At 60.1% G+C, this 20,234-nt stretch carries 18 protein-coding genes; 2 read left to right on the top strand and 16 right to left on the bottom strand.

Going from position 1 to position 20,234, the window contains the following annotated elements; translation table 11 throughout:
• Nucleotides 1-106: 106 nt before the first annotated feature.
• The 13 genes from J2X71_RS17045 to J2X71_RS16985 form a co-directional block, all read right to left on the bottom strand.
• Nucleotides 107-1,720, bottom strand: coding sequence for a peptidoglycan DD-metalloendopeptidase family protein (locus J2X71_RS17045; protein ID WP_310383151.1), 1,614 nt, complete (start codon nt 1,718-1,720; stop codon nt 107-109).
• A gap of 162 nt (nt 1,721-1,882) precedes the next feature.
• On the bottom strand, nt 1,883-2,536 hold the full coding sequence (locus J2X71_RS17040; RefSeq protein WP_113322428.1) for a protein-L-isoaspartate(D-aspartate) O-methyltransferase: 654 nt from the start codon (nt 2,534-2,536) through the stop codon (nt 1,883-1,885).
• Complete coding sequence (gene surE, locus J2X71_RS17035) at nt 2,533-3,306, bottom strand: 5'/3'-nucleotidase SurE (RefSeq protein ID WP_310383149.1); 774 nt, start codon at nt 3,304-3,306, stop codon at nt 2,533-2,535. Before surE ends, J2X71_RS17040 begins: the two co-directional genes overlap by 4 nt.
• A gap of 4 nt (nt 3,307-3,310) precedes the next feature.
• Nucleotides 3,311-4,594, bottom strand: a complete 1,284-nt coding sequence (gene serS / locus J2X71_RS17030) for a serine--tRNA ligase (protein WP_310383147.1) — start codon at nt 4,592-4,594, stop codon at nt 3,311-3,313.
• Between the two features lie 94 nt (nt 4,595-4,688).
• A complete protein-coding gene (tatC, locus tag J2X71_RS17025) occupies nt 4,689-5,516 on the bottom strand; it encodes a twin-arginine translocase subunit TatC (RefSeq protein ID WP_007813592.1) in 828 nt (275 codons plus the stop codon).
• Nucleotides 5,513-6,157 carry a Sec-independent protein translocase protein TatB gene (tatB, locus tag J2X71_RS17020; RefSeq protein WP_310383144.1) on the bottom strand — a complete coding sequence of 215 codons (645 nt, stop codon included), beginning with the start codon at nt 6,155-6,157 and terminating at the stop codon, nt 5,513-5,515. Before tatB ends, tatC begins: the two co-directional genes overlap by 4 nt.
• A 51-nt stretch (nt 6,158-6,208) precedes the next feature.
• Nucleotides 6,209-6,400, bottom strand: a complete 192-nt coding sequence (locus J2X71_RS17015; protein ID WP_007813596.1) for a twin-arginine translocase TatA/TatE family subunit — start codon at nt 6,398-6,400, stop codon at nt 6,209-6,211.
• Nucleotides 6,401-6,583: 183 nt separating this feature from the next.
• Nucleotides 6,584-7,297, bottom strand: a complete 714-nt coding sequence (gene scpB / locus J2X71_RS17010; protein ID WP_405049723.1) for an SMC-Scp complex subunit ScpB — start codon at nt 7,295-7,297, stop codon at nt 6,584-6,586.
• Nucleotides 7,298-7,302: 5 nt separating this feature from the next.
• Nucleotides 7,303-8,163 (bottom strand): ScpA family protein, encoded by an 861-nt coding sequence (locus J2X71_RS17005; RefSeq protein ID WP_310383138.1) that lies wholly within the window; start codon nt 8,161-8,163, stop codon nt 7,303-7,305.
• 25 nt (nt 8,164-8,188) lie between these two features.
• Complete coding sequence (gene nagZ, locus J2X71_RS17000) at nt 8,189-9,199, bottom strand: beta-N-acetylhexosaminidase (protein ID WP_310383136.1); 1,011 nt, start codon at nt 9,197-9,199, stop codon at nt 8,189-8,191.
• Nucleotides 9,200-9,307: 108 nt separating this feature from the next.
• A complete protein-coding gene (locus tag J2X71_RS16995; RefSeq protein ID WP_310383134.1) occupies nt 9,308-12,631 on the bottom strand; it encodes an SPOR domain-containing protein in 3,324 nt (1,107 codons plus the stop codon).
• A gap of 62 nt (nt 12,632-12,693) precedes the next feature.
• Nucleotides 12,694-14,451 carry an arginine--tRNA ligase gene (argS, locus tag J2X71_RS16990; RefSeq protein WP_310383133.1) on the bottom strand — a complete coding sequence of 586 codons (1,758 nt, stop codon included), beginning with the start codon at nt 14,449-14,451 and terminating at the stop codon, nt 12,694-12,696.
• Between the two features lie 62 nt (nt 14,452-14,513).
• Entirely contained in the window at nt 14,514-15,731 is a 1,218-nt protein-coding gene (locus J2X71_RS16985; RefSeq protein ID WP_310383131.1) for a deoxyguanosinetriphosphate triphosphohydrolase, read from the bottom strand.
• Between the two features lie 220 nt (nt 15,732-15,951).
• Between J2X71_RS16985 and erpA the strand changes: the two genes are divergently transcribed.
• Both erpA and xth read left to right on the top strand, forming a co-directional pair.
• The gene (gene erpA, locus J2X71_RS16980; protein WP_007815592.1) at nt 15,952-16,284 is read left to right on the top strand and encodes an iron-sulfur cluster insertion protein ErpA; all 333 of its coding nucleotides are present in this window, start codon (nt 15,952-15,954) and stop codon (nt 16,282-16,284) included.
• Between the two features lie 120 nt (nt 16,285-16,404).
• On the top strand, nt 16,405-17,196 hold the full coding sequence (gene xth / locus J2X71_RS16975) for an exodeoxyribonuclease III (RefSeq protein WP_310383128.1): 792 nt from the start codon (nt 16,405-16,407) through the stop codon (nt 17,194-17,196).
• Between the two features lie 17 nt (nt 17,197-17,213).
• Here xth and exoR read toward each other — a convergent pair whose 3' ends face one another.
• The 3 genes from exoR to J2X71_RS16960 form a co-directional block, all read right to left on the bottom strand.
• A complete protein-coding gene (exoR, locus tag J2X71_RS16970) occupies nt 17,214-18,017 on the bottom strand; it encodes an exopolysaccharide production regulator ExoR (RefSeq protein WP_310383127.1) in 804 nt (267 codons plus the stop codon).
• A gap of 22 nt (nt 18,018-18,039) precedes the next feature.
• Nucleotides 18,040-18,501, bottom strand: coding sequence for a hypothetical protein (locus J2X71_RS16965; protein WP_310383125.1), 462 nt, complete (start codon nt 18,499-18,501; stop codon nt 18,040-18,042).
• 229 nt (nt 18,502-18,730) lie between these two features.
• Complete coding sequence (locus J2X71_RS16960) at nt 18,731-20,011, bottom strand: OmpP1/FadL family transporter (protein ID WP_310383124.1); 1,281 nt, start codon at nt 20,009-20,011, stop codon at nt 18,731-18,733.
• Between the last annotated feature and the right edge of the window lie 223 nt (nt 20,012-20,234).

Below are 20,234 nucleotides of genomic sequence, written 5' to 3'. Positions count from 1 at the left end.
CAAAACCACTGCGGACTTTGGGCGACACGCCTAAAACGACAAAAGCCCGGCTGCTGGCCGGGCTTTTGCACTTTCCTGAGACGCTCTACCTGCTCAGAAATCTCACCTATTCAAGAAATGTCATGGGGTTGACCGGGGACGCATCCTTGCGAACCTCAAAGTGAACCTGCGGCTGCTTGACGTTGCCGCTCATGCCCGACATGGCGACCGTCTGGCCACGCTGGATCTTCTGGCCGCGGGTAACGCTCAGCGTATCGGCATTGCCGTAGACGGTGACGGTGCCGTCGTCGTGACGGACGAGAACCGTGTTGCCGAGTTCCTTCAGGCCATTACCGGCATAGATGACAACGCCGTTTTCGGCAGCCTTGATCGCAGTCCCCTGCGGAACCGAGATATCGATGCCATCATTGCGGCTGCCGTTGACGTTGGCGCCATAGGCAGCGATCACCTGGCCGCGAACCGGCCAGCGATATTTGCCGATGCCGGTGGCTTCAGGAGCAGCAGCGCTGACATCGGACTTCTTCTCGACGTCATCGACTGTCTGCGTGGCGGCAGGGGCCTTGTAGGGCGCCGGCTGCGCGGAGGCCGTCTGGACCGGGGGGCTCGCCGGCTGGGCAGGCTTGACCTGCTCGACCTTCTGCGCCGGGATGGAGGCCGTCTTGATCGTGTCGGCAGAAGCTCCGCCGTTCGGGATCTTCAACTCCTGGCCGATGCGGATCGAGCTCGCCGACAGATTGTTGGCTGCCTTGATATCGTCGATGTTGGCACCCGTCGCCTTGGCGATCTTGGCTAGCGAGTCACCCTGCTTGACTGTGTAGGTTCCCGCAGCACCATTCGGATTCTTGCCGCCTGCCGGAGGAGCTTTGCCCGTTGGATCTGCACTCGCGACAGTCTTGTCGCGAGCCGAATTGGCACCCGGAACGACAGCAACCTTCTGCTCCTGGCCCTTCGTCGGCTGCGGCAGGTTGCCGGGCTTGGAAAGGTCGGCGGACTGAGCTGCAGCCTTGGCAGCATTGTTGCCGCCGTTGAAGGTCGGGATGAGGATCGCCTGGCCGGGCTGCGCAGCTGAAGCCGTCTTCAGATTGTTGACACGCAGGATTTCCTTTTCCGGAACGCCGTAGCGGCGGGAAAGGACAGCGATGTTTTCACCCGGACGCAGCGTGACCGACGGAGCATTGGTCCCCGACCAGCCCGAAACCTTCGGCGTCGTGCCCGTCGTCAGCGTATCGGGAGTAACTCTCGGCGCATTCATGCCCGCCGGAGCAATGCGATCGGGCTTCGGAGCGGCTGGAAACGGCTGGGCAAGCGCAACGTCTCTTTCCCGCTGACGGGGAGAAACGGACCCTGCGCTCGGCGGAGCGAGTTCGGTGCGCTGAACGGAAACCGGTGCGGATGCCATCCGTGCGGCGGAGCCGGATGTGACAACCGGATCAAAGCTCGGGCGGCCCGGATAGGGCTGGCTCATCGTATTGTTCTGAGCGTAAGACGGCTGCATGGCCGAACCACCAAGATCGGCGCGCGGCACCGGGTCGCCCTGCGGCCCGTTGAAACCCCTGCGCGGGATCGAATTCGTCGTCATCTGATCCTGCCCGGAGGAAGAAAACAGATTGCCGAAACGTGTTACATCGGAGCTGCAGCCTGTTGCTGCACTCGCCAGCAAGGCGACGACCAGAAAATTGCCGGCCGATTTCCCGAACTTCGGCGAAAGACTGAAACGCATGACTCGACCCACTTAGAACGCAACCATTTGTGAATCTATTAAAGCGCGTTAGTGTTACCATGCGGTTAAGGCGCTGGAATCAGTGCTATATTTTTGAGAACTTGATAACCATAAGTTTGCGGGCGAAAAATCATAGCCCGCCGGGCCTTGCGAGCTGCCGGTCTAGAGCTGCGAAGCAAGCCTTGGAACAATCGGCAGATAGGGAGCGTCGAAGAGCTCTTCCCGCTCGAAGCGGCTGCCGGTCTTTGTCAGCCGCACCATGCGGCACTCATTCTCGGAGATCATCAGCGGCGCAATCATGGAACCGCCGGACACCAGCTGATCGGCATAGAAGCGCGGCATGGAATTGAAAGCGGCCGTAACGAGGATGCGGTCAAAAGTGCCCTCGCCCTGCATGCCGCCGCTGCCATCGGCCTGGCGGATGATGACGCTGCGCAGGCTGAGCTTTTCCATGCGGCGCTGGGCCGAAAGCGTCAGCGTCTTGTAGCGATCGACCGTCAGCACGCGTTCTGCAATGCGACCGATAACCGCCGCGGTAAAGCCGCTGCCCGTGCCGATCTCGAGTACGCGCTGACCGGGGCGGACCTTCAGGTGATGCAAAAGACGGACGGCGAAATCGACGCCCTCCAGAAAGGAACCGCACTCGATCGGGATCGTGCGGCTGGAATAGGCGTTCTCGGTAAATTGCGGCGGGACGAAAAGCGAGCGCGGCGTCTGCTCGACAGCCGTCAGCAAATCGATGTCGGAAATGCCTTCCGCGCGCAATCTCAAGACCAGCGCTGCGAAGCCTTCCTTCTCGGCCAGTTTTGCCGTCAACCCTTTACTCCGTGTCCGAGGGCCCGCGCCACGCGGTCCGTCACGGAATAATCGGTCAGATCAAGTTTCAAAGGTGTTACCGAAATCTTATTATGCTTGAGGGCGTGAATATCGCTGCCCTCGGTAAAGGCGCCGGCGCGTTCGCCGAATTTCAGCCAGTAATAGGGAAAGCCGCGGCCATCCGTGCGCGCATCGACCTGCAGGTTGAAGGCAAGCTTGCCTTGCGCGGTCACTTCAACGCCCTCGACTTCATCAGGACGACAGTTCGGGAAGTTGAGGTTCAGGAAGGTGCCCTCAGGAAGATCGACCGTCATCAGCTTTTCGAGCAGCGCCGGAGCGTGAGCCTCACACACCTCCCAGGGCAGGATCCGGGCACCGTCATCATAGATATAGGCCTGACTGAGGGCGAAGGAGCGCACGCCCTGCATCGTTCCTTCGATGGCGCCGGCTATGGTGCCGGAATAGGTCACGTCGTCGGCGACATTGGAGCCGGAGTTAACGCCGGACAAAACGAGGTCCGGCTTGATATCCAGCACCTGCTTGATGCCCATGATGACGCAATCGGTCGGCGTGCCGCGCAGCGCATAGTGCTTGTCGGAAATCTTCCGGAGCCGCAACGGCTCCGAAAGGCTGAGCGAATGCGCAAGGCCGCTCTGGTCGGTTTCGGGGGCAACAATCCAGACATCGTCAGAAAGCGCCCTTGCGATCCGTTCCAGCGCACCCAAGCCTTCGGCATGGATACCGTCGTCATTCGTCAGCAGGATGCGCATGGTCTCAAGCCGCCCGTTCGATCTTCGTCAGGCCGCCCATATAGGGCTGCAAAACGTCCGGAATCGTGACCGAACCATCCTCGTTCAGATAATTTTCCAAGACCGCGATCAGGCAGCGGCCGACAGCCGTACCGGAGCCGTTCAGCGTATGAACGAACTTCGTCGCCTTGTCGTCCTTGCCGCGATAGCGGGCGTTCATGCGCCGCGCCTGGAAATCGCCGCAGACAGAGCAGGACGAAATCTCGCGGAAAGTGTTCTGACCCGGCAGCCAGACTTCGAGGTCATAGGTCTTGCGCGAGCCGAAGCCCATGTCGCCCGTGCAAAGTGTCATCGTGCGGAAATGCAGACCCAGGCGCTTCAACACTTCTTCGGCGCAGGCCGTCATGCGCTCATGTTCGGCGAGCGAGCTCTCGGCGTCAGTAATCGAGACAAGCTCGCACTTCCAGAACTGGTGCTGGCGCAGCATGCCGCGGGTATCGCGGCCGGCAGATCCCGCCTCCGAACGGAAGGACGGCGTGAGAGCGGTGAAGCGCAGCGGCAGCTTTTCCTGATCGAGGATTTCCTCGCGAACCAGGTTGGTCAGCGTCACTTCCGCCGTCGGGATGAGGTACCGGCCGTCCGTCGTCTTGAAGAGATCTTCCTCGAACTTCGGCAGGTTGCCGGTGCCGAACAGTGCCTCGCCCCGCACCATCAACGGCGAAGACACTTCGGTATAGCCATGTTCGGTTGTGTGGAGGTCGATCATGAACTGGCCGAGCGCGCGTTCCAGCTTGGCGAGCGGGCCGGTCAACACCGTGAAGCGCGAACCGGAGAGCTTGGTGGCACGTTCGAAATCCATATAGCCGAGGGCTTCGCCGATTTCGAAATGCTCCTTCGGCGCGTGGTTCCAGCGCGGCCTTTCGCCGACGATACGCGTCACGACATTGTCGTGCTCGTCCTTGCCGACAGGCACCTCATCGAGCGGCACGTTCGGGATGCGCGAAAGCTGGTCGTTGAGCTCGGCGGAAAGTGCACGCTCTTCCTCTTCGGCAGCCGGCAGCGTTTCCTTGATCTCGGCGACCTCGCCCTTCAGCTTGTCGGCAAGCTCGGCGTTCTTCTGCGCCATGGCGGCACCGATCTCCTTGGAGGCGGTGTTGCGGCGGGACAGCAGATCCTGCGCCTTCTGCACGGCGGAGCGGCGCTTCTCGTCAAGGGCGATGAGAGATTGCGACTGAGGCTCCGCTCCGCGCTTTGCAAGGGCGGCATCGAGGGCCTCGGGATTCTCACGGATCCATTTGATATCGAGCATCGTCGTTCCAGATCGTTTCAACAGGAATGAACCGGTCGGAGAAAACCCCGACCGGATGGGAAACGGCAGAACTCAGTGAAATGTCCTGATGCGCTCAGACGCTGTCCGTCTTGGCGACGTCAGAGGATTCGCTGGCCTCTTCAAGCGCCTGTTTGGAACGCTGACGCTCCACGAGTCGTGCCGCGTAGATGGAAATCTCGTAGAGAAGGATCGTCGGCAGCGCAAGGCCGATCTGGGACATGGGATCGGGCGGCGTCAGCACCGCCGCCACGACGAAGGCAAGCACGATCGCAAACTTGCGCTTTTCGGCGAGCCATTGCGACGTCAGAAGACCGACGCGGGCCAGAAGCGTGGTGATGACCGGCAGCTGGAAGACAAGGCCGAAGGAGAAGACCAGCGTCATGATCAGGCTCAGATATTCCGAGACCTTCGGCAGGAGCGAGATCGCCACTTCGTCATGGCCCGGCGCCTGCTGCATCGACAGAAAGAACCACATGACCATCGGCGTGAAGAAGAAATAGACCAGCGCGCCACCCATGAGGAACAGGATCGGCGATGCGATCAGGAACGGCAGGAAAGCCTGGCGTTCGTTCTTGTAGAGGCCGGGAGCGACGAACTTGTAGATCTGCGCGGCGATGATCGGGAAGGCGATCACGAGACCGCCGAACATAGCGACCTTGACCTGCGTGAAGAAGAATTCCTGCGGCGCCGTATAGATTAGCTGCGCCTTCTCAACGTCGAGATGGGCCCAGCTGACAGCAAGCTTGTAGGGATAGACGAGGTAATTGAAGATGTGCTTGGCGAAAATGAAGCACGCGATGAAGGCGATGAAGAAGGCGGCGATCGACCAGATCAGCCGCGTGCGCAGCTCCATCAGGTGCTCGATCAACGGCTGCGGCTTGTCTTGTGTATCACCGCTCATGCCTCATCCTTCTTCTTTTTGGCGGCCGGCTTTGCGAGAGCGGCCGGCTTCTTTGTAGCGGCAGCGCGCTTCGGCTTCTCGGCGGCCGGTGCCGCGACCAATGCAACGGCATCAGCCTTGTCTGCAGCCTTCACGCGCGGCTTGCGCACGGCCTTCGGCTTTTCGGCCACGGCGACCGGAGCAACAGTGGCGGCAGCGACCGGCTGCGGCGCAGGAACGACCGGCGGTGTTTCCGGCAGGCTCATGGACGGCGCCGGCGCGGAAAATTCCGCAGGCGGCACTTCCGTCGCAGTCTCGGCGCCCTGCTCTAGCGGGCGCTGTTCTGCCGGCTTCTCGACCTTCGTCGAATTCTGCAGGTCGGCCTTGATCTCGTTCCCCATCTGGCGCAGCGGGTTCATCGCCTCGCGCAGGCTGTTGACCGGGTTGAGCTTCTGGGCGTCGCTGATCGTGCTACGCACGTCGTCAAGCTCGGCTTCGCGCAGCGCTTCGTCGAACTGGGCACGAAACTCACCCGCGACCTTACGGGCGCGTGCCGTCATCTTGCCGAAAGCGCGCAGCATCGGTGGCAGATCCTTGGGACCGACAACCACGATCAGAACGACCGCGATAACCAAAAGTTCGGTCCAGCCAATATCGAACATGCAAGGCTCCTGAACGGGCGGCGCGGGGGCAGCGCCCTTTCCCGTACGTGATTACTTCGTTTCGTCGGCCTTGTGATCGACGGTCTTTGCTGCTTCCGGCGCGTCTTCGTCCGTCATGCCCTTTTTGAAGCTCTTGATGCCCTTGGCAACGTCGCCCATCAGTTCCGGGATCTTGCCGCGACCGAACAACAAAAGCACGATGGCCAGAACGATCAGCCAGTGCCACATGCTAAAAGAACCCATTACCCATACTCCCTGTTGCGATGTTCCCTCGATGTAAGAATTTCCAATACGGTTTCCAACATCAATCCTTCTGGATTGAGCTTAATGTCACGGTATCGGCCTTTGTGACAAGTCATTCATCCATCGAAAAGTCGTGATTGACATTGTTTTGCGCGGGCGTGGCAAAAGCAAGACCAAGCTTCGTTATTCCTCGGACGCGCCGCCGGGGGCCAGCAGTCCGAGTTCCTCGAGATCCATCTGGGTGATCGGATCCTCATCCTCGGTCAGTTCGTCGTTCATGAGGGGCGAAGGAATATTGAAATTAGCGGGGATGCGGCCGGACAGGAGGCCGGCACCCTTCAGCTCTTCAAGGCCCGGCAAGTCGCGCAATTCCTCAAGGCCGAAATGGTCGAGAAAATCTCGCGTCGTGCCAAGCGTAACAGGCCGGCCCGGCGTGCGGCGGCGGCCGCGGAAACGTACCCAGCCCGCCTCCATGAGAACGTCGAGAGTGCCGCGGGAGGTCTGGACACCTCTGATATCTTCGATCTCGGCGCGCGTCACCGGCTGGTGATAGGCAATGATCGCAAGCACTTCGAGTGCTGCGCGAGAGAGTTTCTTGACCTCGTTCTCGTCGCGGCGGATGACGAAGGAAAGATCAGCCGCCGTGCGGAAGGCCCAGGCGCTGTCGACCTGCACAAGATTGACGCCGCGCGGCGCGTACTGCTCCTTCAGGCGCAGCATGATCTCATGCGCGTTAAATCCCTTTGGCAGACGCTCAGTGATGAAGCCTTCGGATACCGGCTGGGCGGAGGCGAAAACCAACGCTTCAGCTATGCGCTCAGCCTCTATTTCAGCCTTCAGATCGCGGACAATGCCCTCGCCTTCCCCGTCTTGGCCTTCAAAGTCATCGTCTTGCACGTCGATCAATCCGACTGCTCCTGTTCGACCACTTGCAAGGTGGCATGTTTCGGGCCGCGGCGCATATAGATCGGCTGGAAGGCGCCGTCCTGGCGTATTTCGAGCTTCCCTTCGCGCACCAGCTCCAGCGAGGCGGCAAATGCGCTGGCGACGGCAGTGACGCGCTCGGCGGGACTGGCGAGATAACGCAGCAGATATTGTTCGAGCGCCGTCCAGTCGACGATATCGCCGATTAGCTGGGTCAGCAGTTCACGGGCATCGGTAAGCGACCAGACATTGCGGCGCTCGATCGTCACCTGGGTGATCGCGTGGCGCTGGCGCAACGCAGCATAGGCGCTCAAGAGGTCGTAGAGGTTGGCAACATAATCGGACTGCTGGCGATCCGGGATATGCTCCGGCGCGCCGCGGACAAAAATATCCCGGCCGAGCCGGTTGCGGTTGACGAGACCGTCGGCCACCTGGCGCATCGCTTCCAACCGCTTCAGGCGGAAGGCGAGCGTTGCAGCCATCTCCTCACCTGAAGGGCCGTCGTCCTTGATCTGCTGCGGGATCAGCAGTCGCGATTTCAGGTAGGCAAGCCAAGCCGCCATAACGAGATAATCGGCGGCGAGCTCGATGCGGATACGCCGCGCGCTTTCGACAAACTGCAGATACTGCTCGGCAAGGGCCAGAACGGAAATGCGCGACAGATCGACCTTCTGGTTGCGAGCCAGATAAAGCAGGAGATCGAGCGGGCCTTCGAAGCCGGCGACGTCGATGACGAGTGCCGGCTCATGAGTAGCGCGCTCGGCGCCATTCTCCTGCCACAGCTTGTCCATCGGCGTTGCCGCCGCCTGAGACCGCTCCGTGCCCTTGATCGTGTTCACCCTACCCTGCCTTTCAGGCCCCTGCTCACGCTGTCGCAAACATCGCGTCGAATTCTGCTCTTATCGCTGCCTCGTCCGTAGCATCGGCCGTCGGGAAACCTTCCACCAGTCGTGCCCGCTCGCGCGCAAGACCTGTCAGCGGCGGAACATTTGCCACGACCTCGCGCATCTCGTCCATATGGCCGTTGCAGTGCAGCACGATATCACAGCCGCCTGCAATGATATTCGCCGCTCGTTCGCCAATCGTGCCGGCAAGCGCGTTCATCGAGGTGTCGTCCGACAGCAGCAGTCCCTTGAAGCCGATCTCGGTGCGGATCACCTCATCGATCACCTTGCGGGAGGTGGTCGCCGGATTATCCGGGTCGATGGCAGTGAAGACGACATGGCAGGTCATCGCCATCAATTCGTCCTTCATGGCAACGAAGGGCGGGAAGTCGTGCGCTTCCAGCTCCTCGCGCGACACCGTTACAACGGGCAGCTCCAGATGTGAATCCGCAAAACCACGCCCATGCCCCGGCATGTGCTTCATGACCGGCAGCAGGCCGCCGGCTTTCAGCCCCGCGGCGGCGGCCCGCCCCATTTCCGTGACGGTGACGGGATCACCCCCATAGGCTCTGTTGCCGATGACATTGCTGCTGCCTTCGACCGGTACGTCCAGCACCGGCAGGCAATCGACATTGATACCGAACCTCTGGAGATCGAAGGCATGCAGGCGCGACATCAGCCAGGCGGCGCGCAGCCCAAGCGCCCGGTCGCGGCGATAGAGATCGCCAAGCGCCTGTCCCGGCGGATAGTGCTGCAGCATCGGCGGGCGGATGCGCTGGACGCGGCCGCCTTCTTGATCGATCAGCACAGGCGCATGCCAGCCGACGCATTCACGCAGCTCGGCAACGAGATCGCTGATCTGCTGGGCTTCGGAAATATTTCGCCTGAAGAGGATGAAGCCCCAGGGGCGTTCAGCCTTGTAGAAGGCTTTCTCTTCGTCGGTCAGCTTGAGGCCGCTGCAGCCGAGGATCATTGCTTTTGATTCGGTCATACTCGAATCATAAGGGCCGCCCCGCGAATTGCGAGCAAGGTCAAGCGCGATCCCACAAAAAAGAACGGCGGGACAGGCCCGCCGTTGCAATGGAGAAAGCCAAAGGGCTTATTTGGAGATCAGGCAGCTTCCGCCGGCAGCGCGAAACTTTTCGCAGAGGGCGGCAGCTTCATCCTTCGAGCCGGCCGGGATGCGGACACGGTAAAAAGTGCCCTTGCCGGCAATATCGGCCTTGCGGATTTCGTAAGCGCGGCCACCAAGCACGCCAGCGAACTTCTTCGACAGGCTGGCGTAGGATTTCTTTGCCTCATCCTCTGACGGCAGCGATGCGATCTGGATGCCGTAGCCACCGCTTGCGGCGGCCGGAGCCTGCTGTGCCGGCGGGGCAGCGGCTGCTGCCGGCGCGGAAGCGACCTGTGTCGGCTTCTGCTGAGCCGTCGGGCGGACATTGCCGTTTTCGGTTACCGTGCCGACGACATTAACCGGCTGTTCGGCCGGGCGGGCCGTCGGGACAGGCGCCGTATCGGTCGGTGCAGCCGACGCTGTATCGGTGATCGGTGTCGTCTTGACTGCGCGAACCGGCGGATCAACCTGATTTGCGTTGGCAGCGTTCACCTCAGCCACCTTAGCCGTCTGAGCCGGCTGGGCTGCAGGCGTCGTTCCGACAGGCGGAAGAGCGGTGGACGCGACCTGATTGCCGTTGCTTGCCGGGAAGCTTGCAGCAGACGGCGTCGCTGCCGGCTGGGCTGCGGGCGTTGCCGATGCCACCTCATTGGCCGGTGCGGATTGCTCGGCAGGTGCCGGCTCCTCGCGGGCAACGAGCGTGCCGTCCGGCTTGACGATCATCGTGCGGACCTTGCGTGGCGAGACGGACGGCGTTGCATCGTCATCGGCAGCGGACGCATCCGCGGTTGCGTTGTGGTCCGGCAGCAGGCGCGGATCCTGCGTCTCGCCGACGGCAGTCGGCAGCACGGAATCGCCATTGCCTTCATCGTCATCAGGCGAGACCTCGGGCGTCAGGGTGCGCTGGACGACATCGACCGGCTGTTCGTCGGAGGAGACCAGAGCCTTCTGCTTCGGCTCTTCGGCGGCACCTGCGACACGATCATAGACGGCCTTGTCCTGGTTCGGCACGGTCTTGCCGCCCGGATTTTCGGGAGCGACCTTCACCGGGTCCTTGTCGGCAGTAATGACGCGCGGCTCGCCGGAGCCGGCGATGCTGAGGCCGGCACCGTTGGACACCCAGCTGTAGACGCCGTAAGCGCCACCGGCAAAAACGACCAGCATGGCGGCTGCAGCCAGCAGGCGGCGCATGGAGCGAGCGCGGTTGAAATCGGCAGTCTGGCTTGCGGATTCGATATGGACTTCGGAAACGTTCTCGCGGCGCTCGACCGGCTCGCGCACACTGCGGCGGAAGTCCTCTTCCAGCGCGCGTTCGAAATCATCAAGACCGTCGGCGAAGGCGGTGCTTGCCGGCTTGACCGCAGCGGCGGCCGATGCAGCAGCGGCCGGAGGCGCCCAGGCAGGGGCGACCGGCGCCTTTTCCTGCCGCTTGGCGGGCTCGAAGAAGCTTGCGATCTCGGCATCGAGATCGAAATCGAAGTCGGCGGTCTTGGCGACCGGCTCCGTATGCTCGACAGGCGGCAGTGTCGGAACATGCATGTCCTCGACCGTCTCGGGACGTTCTTCCGGATCGGAGATCATCGAGGGATCGAAGGGGAGATCGTCCGTAGATTCGTTTGACGGCGCCGGCTTGGCGTAGCTCACCGGAGCAGGCTGTGGCTCCGGCACGAAAACCGGTGCGGATTGCAGCTGCGGACGCGGCGCTGGCTGCGCTGCGACCACGGGCGCAGCGCGCACGGGCTCAGGCTTCGGCAGCGGAGCCGGCGGCTCGGAGAAATCGAGATCGGCGAGCTCCAGCTCGATGCCCGCGAGATCCAGTTCGAAATCGTGGCCGGCAAATGGATCTTCAGGCTCCAGTTCCGGCTGACGCGCGACGACCGGCGCTGGCGCGATAGGTTGCGAGACCGACTCCATAGGCTCCCGAACGACCGGCTTTGGCGCTTCGGGCTGGCGAAGAACCGGCGTCGCACGGCTCATCGGCACGGGCGCAATCACCGTCGGCTGAGCCGGTGCACGAGCAACGGGCGCTTCGAAGACAGGGGCCTCAAAGACGGGCGCATCAAAGACGGGGGCCTGGAAAACAGGTGCGACAGGAGCCGAGACCGGCTGCGGCGCCAGTGGCGTGGCAACAGCCTCAGGCGCCGCAGCAACAGGCTCGGAGACGACAGGGGCTGCAGCACGCTGCGGCACCGGATAACGGGAAACATCCGCCAGGAGATCGTCGAGATCAAAGGCATCCGTATCAAAGGCTGACTCCGGCGGCGCCTCCGTCAAGGCTGCATCCGCATGGACGTCACCTTCGGCGGTCGCAGCAATCAGATCGAAACCGGCATTGTCGGGCTCGGTCGGCTCTTCGAAGGCAGCAACATCTTCGAACGTTGCGACAGGCTCTTCAGAGAGGGCGACGTCTTCGTGGCGATCAATCTCGGCCGGAAAACCGAAGGAGGCCGCAACCGGCTCGAAATCTGCCGCTTCAACCGCGGCGACCGCCAGAGGCTCTTCAATTACCTCAGGCGCAACCACTTCGGGTTCGATCGTCAATTCCGGTTCGGCAACAAACTCGGGCTCGTCGACCAAGGCTTCAACCGGAGCCTGAGCCGGCTCAATAACAGTTGTATCGACAACTGGTGTCTCGACGACCGGCTCTTCACGACGCGGCGCGTGAAAATTGGCGAGCGGCAGACGGATGCTGGCGGCCGACCACTGCGGCGCCTTCGCCGGCGACTGAACGGCCTGAGCGACAGGAAGAGCGCCGCCGATCGAAAGCTCAAGCTCTTCGATCAGATCGCGGGCGCCACCATAGGCCGTCAAGGTAACCGGAGGTTCTGCGGAAACAGCCACAGGCTTTGACGGAGCGGGAGCCCAGTCGGTGGCGACAGGCGCTTCCCATTCGGCTGCGACCGGTTCAGGCGCGGCTACTTCGGGAGCTATGGCAGTTTCCGTAGAAAATTCGGGCTCGACGACAGGCGTCTCGAAATCGGACATAACCGACGGCGCGAGCTCCTCGCCTATGGAGGGCACGTCCTCGTGGACCGGTTCGACATAGTCGTAGGTTTCGATGTCCTGGGCGATTGGCTCGGCCGGATGATCGAGATCAACCAAGGGACGCGGCGCGTCGTAACGCTCGAACTCACGGAGGAGCTCGTCCTCGAGATCGAGGACCGGCTCCTGCCGCTGAGGCTCATCTACAGTATTGGCCGCAATTCGAGGTTCAAAGCCGACGATACGAGCAAGTTCAGCCAACGGATCATCGTCGGCAAACATATCGTCTTTACCGCGCGTGTCATACGCAAGTCGTTTATCAGCCATGCCCATCCCACTCAAAAAACGCAAACACTTCAATGCCAGCGCATTGTGGGGAAATGGTGACGTTATCGCATTTCGTCCGGTGCGGCAGTACCTGTAATGGCAAGTCCCGACTTCAAAACCGACGCGACAGCGTACACCAGCCCAAGTCTGGCAATACTTGATTCTCGGTTCTTATCGTTAACAAATCGTAATTCAGTCTGATCTTTACCTTTGTTCCAGTGGGCATGGAAGGCGCTGGCAAGATCATAAAGGTAAAATGCGATGCGATGCGGCTCCTGAGATTGGGCTGCACTTTCGACGATACGCGGGAATTCTGCAGCCTTGGCAATCAGCTGCAATTCGGCAGAATCCGTAATGCCTGCAACGGATTGCGCCAAAAGCTCCGGTGTCGGGGCGAGATCCGGGAAGGCTTCCTTCGCCTGCCGGAAGACGGACATGCAGCGGGCATGCGCATACTGCACGTAGAAGACCGGATTATCTTTGGATTGTTCCGTTACTTTGGCGAAATCGAAGTCCAACGGCTCCGAGTTCTTGCGGTAAAGCATCATGAAACGGACCGAATCACGCCCGACTTCTTCGACGACATCGCGCAATGTGACAAAATCGCCCGAGCGCTTCGACATCTTCACCGGCTCACCGTCACGGTAGAGCTTGACGAGCTGGCAGAGCAGCACCGTCAGCTTCGCCTTACCTTCGGAAACGCCGCGCGCAACCGCCTCGAGACGCTTGACGTAGCCACCATGGTCGGCGCCGAGCACATAGATCATCTCGTTGAAGCCGCGGTCAAACTTGTTCTTGAAGTAGGCAAGGTCGGCAGCGAAATAGGTATAGGAACCGTCCGACTTGATCAGCGCACGGTCGATATCGTCACCGACTTCAGTCGAGCGGAAGAGCGTTTGTTCGCGGTCTTCCCAATCCTCAGGAAGCTGGCCCTTCGGTGGCGGCAGCGTGCCCTTGTAGACATAGCCCTTGAAGGTCAGGTCGTTGATCGCCGTGCGAATGGCAGCCGCGCCGTTGGCATGCAGCGTGCGCTCGGAGAAGAAGATATCGTGGTGGACGTTGAGAGCGGCCAGATCCTCGCGGATCATCACCATCATCATCTCGATGGCGCGATCCTTGACGATGGGCATCCACTGCTCTTCCGGCATGTTGTGCAGGCGCACGCCATATTCGGCAGCGAGCGATTCTCCGACCGGGACCAGATAGTCGCCGGGATAGAAACCTGACGGAATCTCGCCGATCTTCTCGCCGAGCGCCTCGCGGTAACGCAGGAAGACGGAACGAGCGAGCACATCGATCTGCGAGCCAGCATCGTTGATGTAATATTCCTTGACGACATCGTAGCCGGCAAAGGCAAGCAGGTTTGCCAGCGCGTCACCGACGACGGCGCCGCGGCAATGACCGACATGCATCGGGCCCGTCGGGTTGGCCGAGACATATTCGACGTTGACCTTCTTGCCCTGCCCCAGGCCCGAGCGGCCGTAGCCGGTGCCTGACTGGATCATCGAGGCAAGCAGGCGCTGCCAGTAGCCGACGGAGAGCCTGATATTGATGAAGCCTGGGCCGGCAACCGAAACCTCGGCAACGTCGGTGTCTTCCTGCAGCTTGGCAATGATGATTTCGGCAAGCGCGCGCGGATTGGTGCCAAGCGGCTTGGCAAGCACCATGGCGGCGTTGGTCGCCACATCGCCGTGGCTCGCATCACGCGGCGGCTCGACTGCAATGCGACCGAAATCGAGCTCGGATCGCTTTTCCTTGACCAGATCGAGCTGTTCAAGGGCGTTTTTAATCCTGGCTTCAAAATCGGTAAAAAGGTTCATCGCATTCTTCCATGCACAGGCCGTGCCAACAGGTTTGCCGGCGGCTGCCGGGCGCCCGCTGCCTATCGCAAATCCGGAGTGTGGTCAAACAATCGCCTGTGGGCACTGATGGCATAAGTATCCGTCATGCCGGCCAGATAATCGCCGACATGCCGCGCTTTCGGCGCATCGGAAAGGCCGGCGATATGGTCGACCCAATAATGGCTCTGCATCTCCTTGGGATTGGCCATGTAGGCGCCGAAGAGATCCTTGACGATCTGGGCGGCACCGGCGCGGATGCGCATAATATCGTGATTGCGATAGATGCGCTTGAAGAGCATCGCCTTGATCTGCCTGTCAGTCTCGGCCATCTCATCCGAAAAGGTTGCAATCACATGATCGGCCTTGCGGATATCATCGGCACTCTGCGGTTTCAGCTCTGCCAGGCGCTTCTGCGCCACACCGATGACATCCTCGACCATGCGCGTGATCTGGCGGCGCATGATTTCATGCGTGAAGCGGCTCGGCTCCAGATGCGGGTAGCGCTCCCTTACCTCGGCCATTAGCCCGGCAAGGAACGGAATTTCCTCCAGCATCTCGAAATTCAGGTAGCCCGAGCGCAGACCGTCATCGATGTCATGGGTGTTGTAGGCGATATCGTCGGCAATCGCTGCTGCCTGAGCTTCCAGGCTCGCATAGCTCGCAAGTTCCAGATCGTGCAGCTCGCAATAATCAAGAATCGGCTGCGGCACCGGTCCACGCGTGCCGACGCCATCGGCCGTCAGCAGCGGACCATTGTGCTTGACGAGGCCTTCGAGGCTTTCCCAGGTCAGATTGATGCCGTCGAATTCGGCATAACGCCGCTCGAGTTTGGTGACGATGCGCAAGGATTGGGCATTGTGGTCGAAGCCGCCATAGGGCAGCAGTTCTTCATGCAGCGCATCCTCGCCGGTATGGCCGAAGGGCGTATGGCCGAAATCGTGGACGAGCGCCACGCCCTCGGCCAAGTCCTCGTCAGCCTTCAGGGCGCGGGCAAGCGCGCGGGCAATCTGTGCTACCTCTATCGTGTGTGTCAGGCGCGTGCGGTAATGGTCGCCGTCCTGGGCGATGAAAACCTGCGTCTTATGCTTCAGCCGGCGAAAGGCGGTCGTATGGATGATGCGATCGCGGTCTCGCTGGAAATCGGAACGCGTCGGGCTGCCGCTCTCGTGATAGAGACGCCCGCGCGAGTTCCATGGATCTGCCGCATAAGCCGCCCGTTCGCCATAACCGAAACCCAATGCATGCCTGTCGAAGCTCATTCTTCACCGTCACTAACGCGTTGTAGCCTTGCCCATTGACGCGGCTATCCGCTCTTCATACCTATAGCTTATAGAAACGGCAAAGAGGCGCTTCATTGTCCGCTTCGCCAGATCCTGTCCTTTACCGAAGGAACATGATAAGTTTCTTTGATATCATGCGTTTGAATATCAAACGCCGAAAAAGAATTCTCTCCGGATCTTGACCCCGGCAGGAGGAAGAATGACTGAAGTGAATGTAACCCTTTCCGATGCCGCGGCAAAGCGTATTGCCGCTATCGTCGGCAGCGATCCCGGCAAGAGCGCGCTGCGCGTCTCCGTCGAAGGTGGTGGCTGTTCCGGCTTTTCCTACAAATTCGATCTTGTGGATGGCGCAGCTGACGACGATATCGTCGTCGAGAAGAATGATGCCAAGGTGCTGATCGACAGTCTCTCGCTAGTCTACATGGCAGGCTCCGAGATTGATTTCGTCGACAACCTGCTCGGCCAGTCCTTCCAGATCAAGAATCCGAATGCGGTGGCAAGCTGCGGCTGCGGCACCAGCTTCGCGATCTGATCCAAGAATGACTTCCCATTGATAACCGGCCGAAGATTTTCTTCCGGCCGGTTTCTTGTCTTGTCCGCCGACGCGGGAGCGAGATAAAAGAGCGTTCAGCACAGAGAGCAGGATGAAGCCATGAAGATCGCGACTTGGAACATTAATGGCGTCAAGGCGCGTATCGACAACCTCACGCAATGGCTGAAGGATTCCAGTCCTGATATCGTCTGCCTGCAGGAAATCAAGACGGTCGACGAAGGCTTCCCGCGGCTGGAAATCGAGGCGCTCGGTTACCATGTCGAAACGCATGGACAGAAGGGCTTCAACGGCGTTGCCATTCTTTCCAAGAGCTCACCATCCGAAGTCAATCGCGGCCTGCAGGGCGATCCGCTCGATGAGCAGGCGCGTTTTCTCGAAGCCGTCTTCTCCTTGCCCGGCAACAAGGTGGCGCGCGTCTGCTGCCTCTACCTGCCGAACGGCAACCCGCCGGAAACGGAAAAATACCCCTACAAGCTCGCCTGGATGGAACGGCTGCGCAAGTTCGCGGCCGAGCGCCTTGAATACGAGGAAATTTTCATTCTGGCCGGCGACTACAATGTCATTCCCGAGCCGCATGACTGCTTCGACCCGAAGGTCTGGGAAAGCGATGCACTCTTCCTGCCGCAGACGCGCCAAGCCTTCCGCCGGCTGGAAAATCTCGGTCTCGTCGATGCGGTGCGTTCGGCAACCGATGCGACGGCGCTCTATTCCTTCTGGGATTATCAGGCCGGCGCCTGGCCGAAGAACAACGGCATCCGCATCGACCATTTGATGCTGTCGCCGGAAGCAGCCGACTGCATGACGTCAGCTGCGATCGAAAAGCATGTGCGTGCCTGGGAAAAGCCGTCCGACCACGTGCCCGTCGTCGCTTACTTCGATTTCGCTGCCTGAATTTAAAGCTCTGAAACCTAGTCGTCCGAGCCGCTCGCAATCGTATGCGACATGGATACGGCCGTGCGCCGATCCGCTTCGCTGGCGACTGAGAAGGCATCTTCCTGAAGCGATTGCATCCAGCTGCAATCCTTCGGCTTACAGCGGTCGAGAGCCGCCGTCATCAGCGCGAGACCGCGAGCAGACTGGCCTTCATCGAAGAGGATGTTGCCGAAGACCGCCATGGCGCCGGGATGGCCGCTCTTGCGGGCCTGGTTGAGCCATTTCTTGGCCTGGTTGATATTGGCGCTGCCGCCCTCGCCTGCGAGCATCATCTGCGCAAGCTGGAACTGCGCCTCGGGAACGCCGAAGGTGGAGGCGACCTGGAAATAGAGCTGTCGGGCCTGGTTGAGATCGATCTTCACCGGGCTGCCGGAAATGCCGTGCTTGTAGTAGTTGGCAAGCGACAGCAGCGCGTTGATGAAGAAGCCGGTATCCTCCGAGCCAGGCTCCACGCCCTGCTGTGCAATCTCGCTGTAGATCTTGAAGGCTTCGAAATCGTCCTGCGCGACACCGTCGCCATCGGCATACATATTGGCGAGCGCCCAGCGCGAACCGGTGTGGCCCTTTTCGGCGGCGTATTTATAGGCCTCGACCGCCTCTTCCTTCTGACCGTTCTTGTAAGCTTTGAAACCGAATTTGAAGAGATCGAAGGGGCCTGATTCCTTCGTCACGCCCGTCTTGATGTCGAATGCCAGGACCGGACAGGCCAGGGCCAGCGAAACGGCCATCGACATGCTGAGCAGCATGAATTTGAACAATCTGAACTCGGACGTTACCATCTTTACCGGTTTCTTTCGTTCATCACAGACGCCTGGCGGCGGCTTTTTTCGCCGTTCTGCCCGCGTGGATGCATTCCTTCCAGGCGAGCGATCCCGCGGCGGGCTCCAAGGCCCCTTTACCCGCGTCGCTTCCAGCCCCATGCCCCTCTTTCAAAACCAGCACATCCTTGCGAACCATCCGGCTTCCGGCACGGCCCGCATGTGATGCCTGCGGTACTCCTTTCGCGATCCAGGTCCCCACCCGTTCGCCTTTATCGTCTTCGTAAACAGCAAATGTGACCAAACCGGTATCGCACCCTTCCGTGTGGAACGAAGCTTCATGCCGGGAGACTGAAAATGATTGAAACGAGTAAATCTGCAACACTACCGACGGGGCGGATTTCCGGCCGGAAATGCCTTTGGCGAAAAGCAAAACGGCTGCTGCCGCTGGCCTCTCGCCCGCGCTATCGCGATATCTGGCGTTACCGGAAAAAATTCGACCCATGCTACTGCTTACGCACACCTACGCTTGTCATCTCCTCGCCCGTTAATAGCGCTGCGCCCTCTTTGTGGCGGGAAATGGACAAATTCGCCCCGCCGACACCATACGCGAACCGTCGTAAAAAAGTGTTGCTGAATCGTCACAAAACGAGACGAGAAGATGGAATGATTAAGAGTGGCAAACAAAGAAAAGCCCGGCACTGCCGGGCTCCTCAATTCTTCAAATCAGCGAATTAAAACTTGACCTTTAGGCTGGTCGATAGCGCAGCAACCAGATCGTTGCCAAAGGAATAGGAGACATCATCTCCAAACGTGACGCCATTCTGTGTCACGACGCCAGACGAACCACTCGTCAGCACGCCAACCGCACCGGCGACGCGCCACTCGATATGCTCGGTCGGCGTGAAGGCTGCACCGACACCAAGCGTCCAGCTATCGGTCTGAGCGCCATAGCCCTGGCTGGTGCCACGATCCCAGGTCAGGCTGACTGCACCAGCCCATTGGTCGTTGAACTTGTGGCCGACGCCACCGGTGATGGTCCAACCGTCACGATAGAGAAGATCGAGAGAGGTCAGTTCCGTCGCGCCACCGGAGGTACAAGCGACACGGCCCTTGGTCGACGTCGGGCAGAAGGGTACGGACTGAAGGACGCTCCAGTTCGTCCATTTGACCGAACCGAAAGCGAGCCAATCCGGAGCGATACCGCTCTGCAACTTCAACTCCAACGAATCCGGTGCTTCGGCGGAACCGAAAACGGGCGTGATCCTTCCATAGGGAGCGGCATTGAGCTGTCCAACGGGCGCAGTAACCTGAGTGAGATCGACCGTGCCCGTCAGGTTGTCGTACTTTACGCGGCTGTTATAGACGAGGCTCGCGCGCATCGCATATTCCGGGATCTCGTAGGCGAGACCGGCGCGCCAGCCCCAGCTATTGTCTTCGAGATCGAGGCGACCGACGCCATTGCCCGTACCGAAGGCGATCGGAACTGTCGAAACCAGCCGCTCCTTGAAGCCCTCGACCTCCTGATAGAAGGCGCCCCCGATGAAGCGCAGCTGTCCCGGACCGACATCGAAACGATAGGAGCAAGTGCCGCCATAGTTGCGGGTTTTGATCTCCGTCTCGATATTATTGTTGGCGCCGGCCCAGTTCAAACCGGGATTGGTATGCCCGCCGAAGGGCTCGGAATAATCGACAAGGCAATCGACTATATCGCCGAAACCGGCCTTAAAGCCGAAGTAGGGAACGGTGTAATTTGCGGTATCATCGGCGGTATTCGAACGGTTGTTCAGATTGCCACCGCCTGGAGATACTGAAGTATCCGTGTCGCGTACGTTCTTCAGCTTGCGCTGCGGCGTGACGTAGGTGATGCCGGATTGGAACGAGAACGGCGACGTATCGAGCAGTTGGTCGATATTATAACCGTTGCGCTCCAGACCACCCGCAAAGGACGCTGAAGCGAGTGCCGAAAGAATAACGAGCGATGTTACGCCCCTGGAAAACATACGCGCTGCCATTGTGTCTCCCCCACTCAAGCAATTGATGTAATCACACTGTGCTAGTGAACTTAACAAATCGCAACGAGGCGCTCCGCTGCGACGCGAAGTTGCGTTATGACTAATTTACGTAACTAATTGACGGGCACGTCAAAAAATCGGATGGATAAAATTCTATTCTTCCATCTGTGGATTTTTAGGGGTCCGTTAGATTCTTTTTCCATCAAGAGTGGAAGCTGTATCA

It is taken from the genome of Rhizobium sp. 1399, from assembly GCF_031455475.1.
GTDB lineage: Bacteria > Pseudomonadota > Alphaproteobacteria > Rhizobiales > Rhizobiaceae > Rhizobium.
Note: the sequence above shows the minus strand (reverse complement) of the source record. Positions and strands in the feature narration are given on the sequence as shown.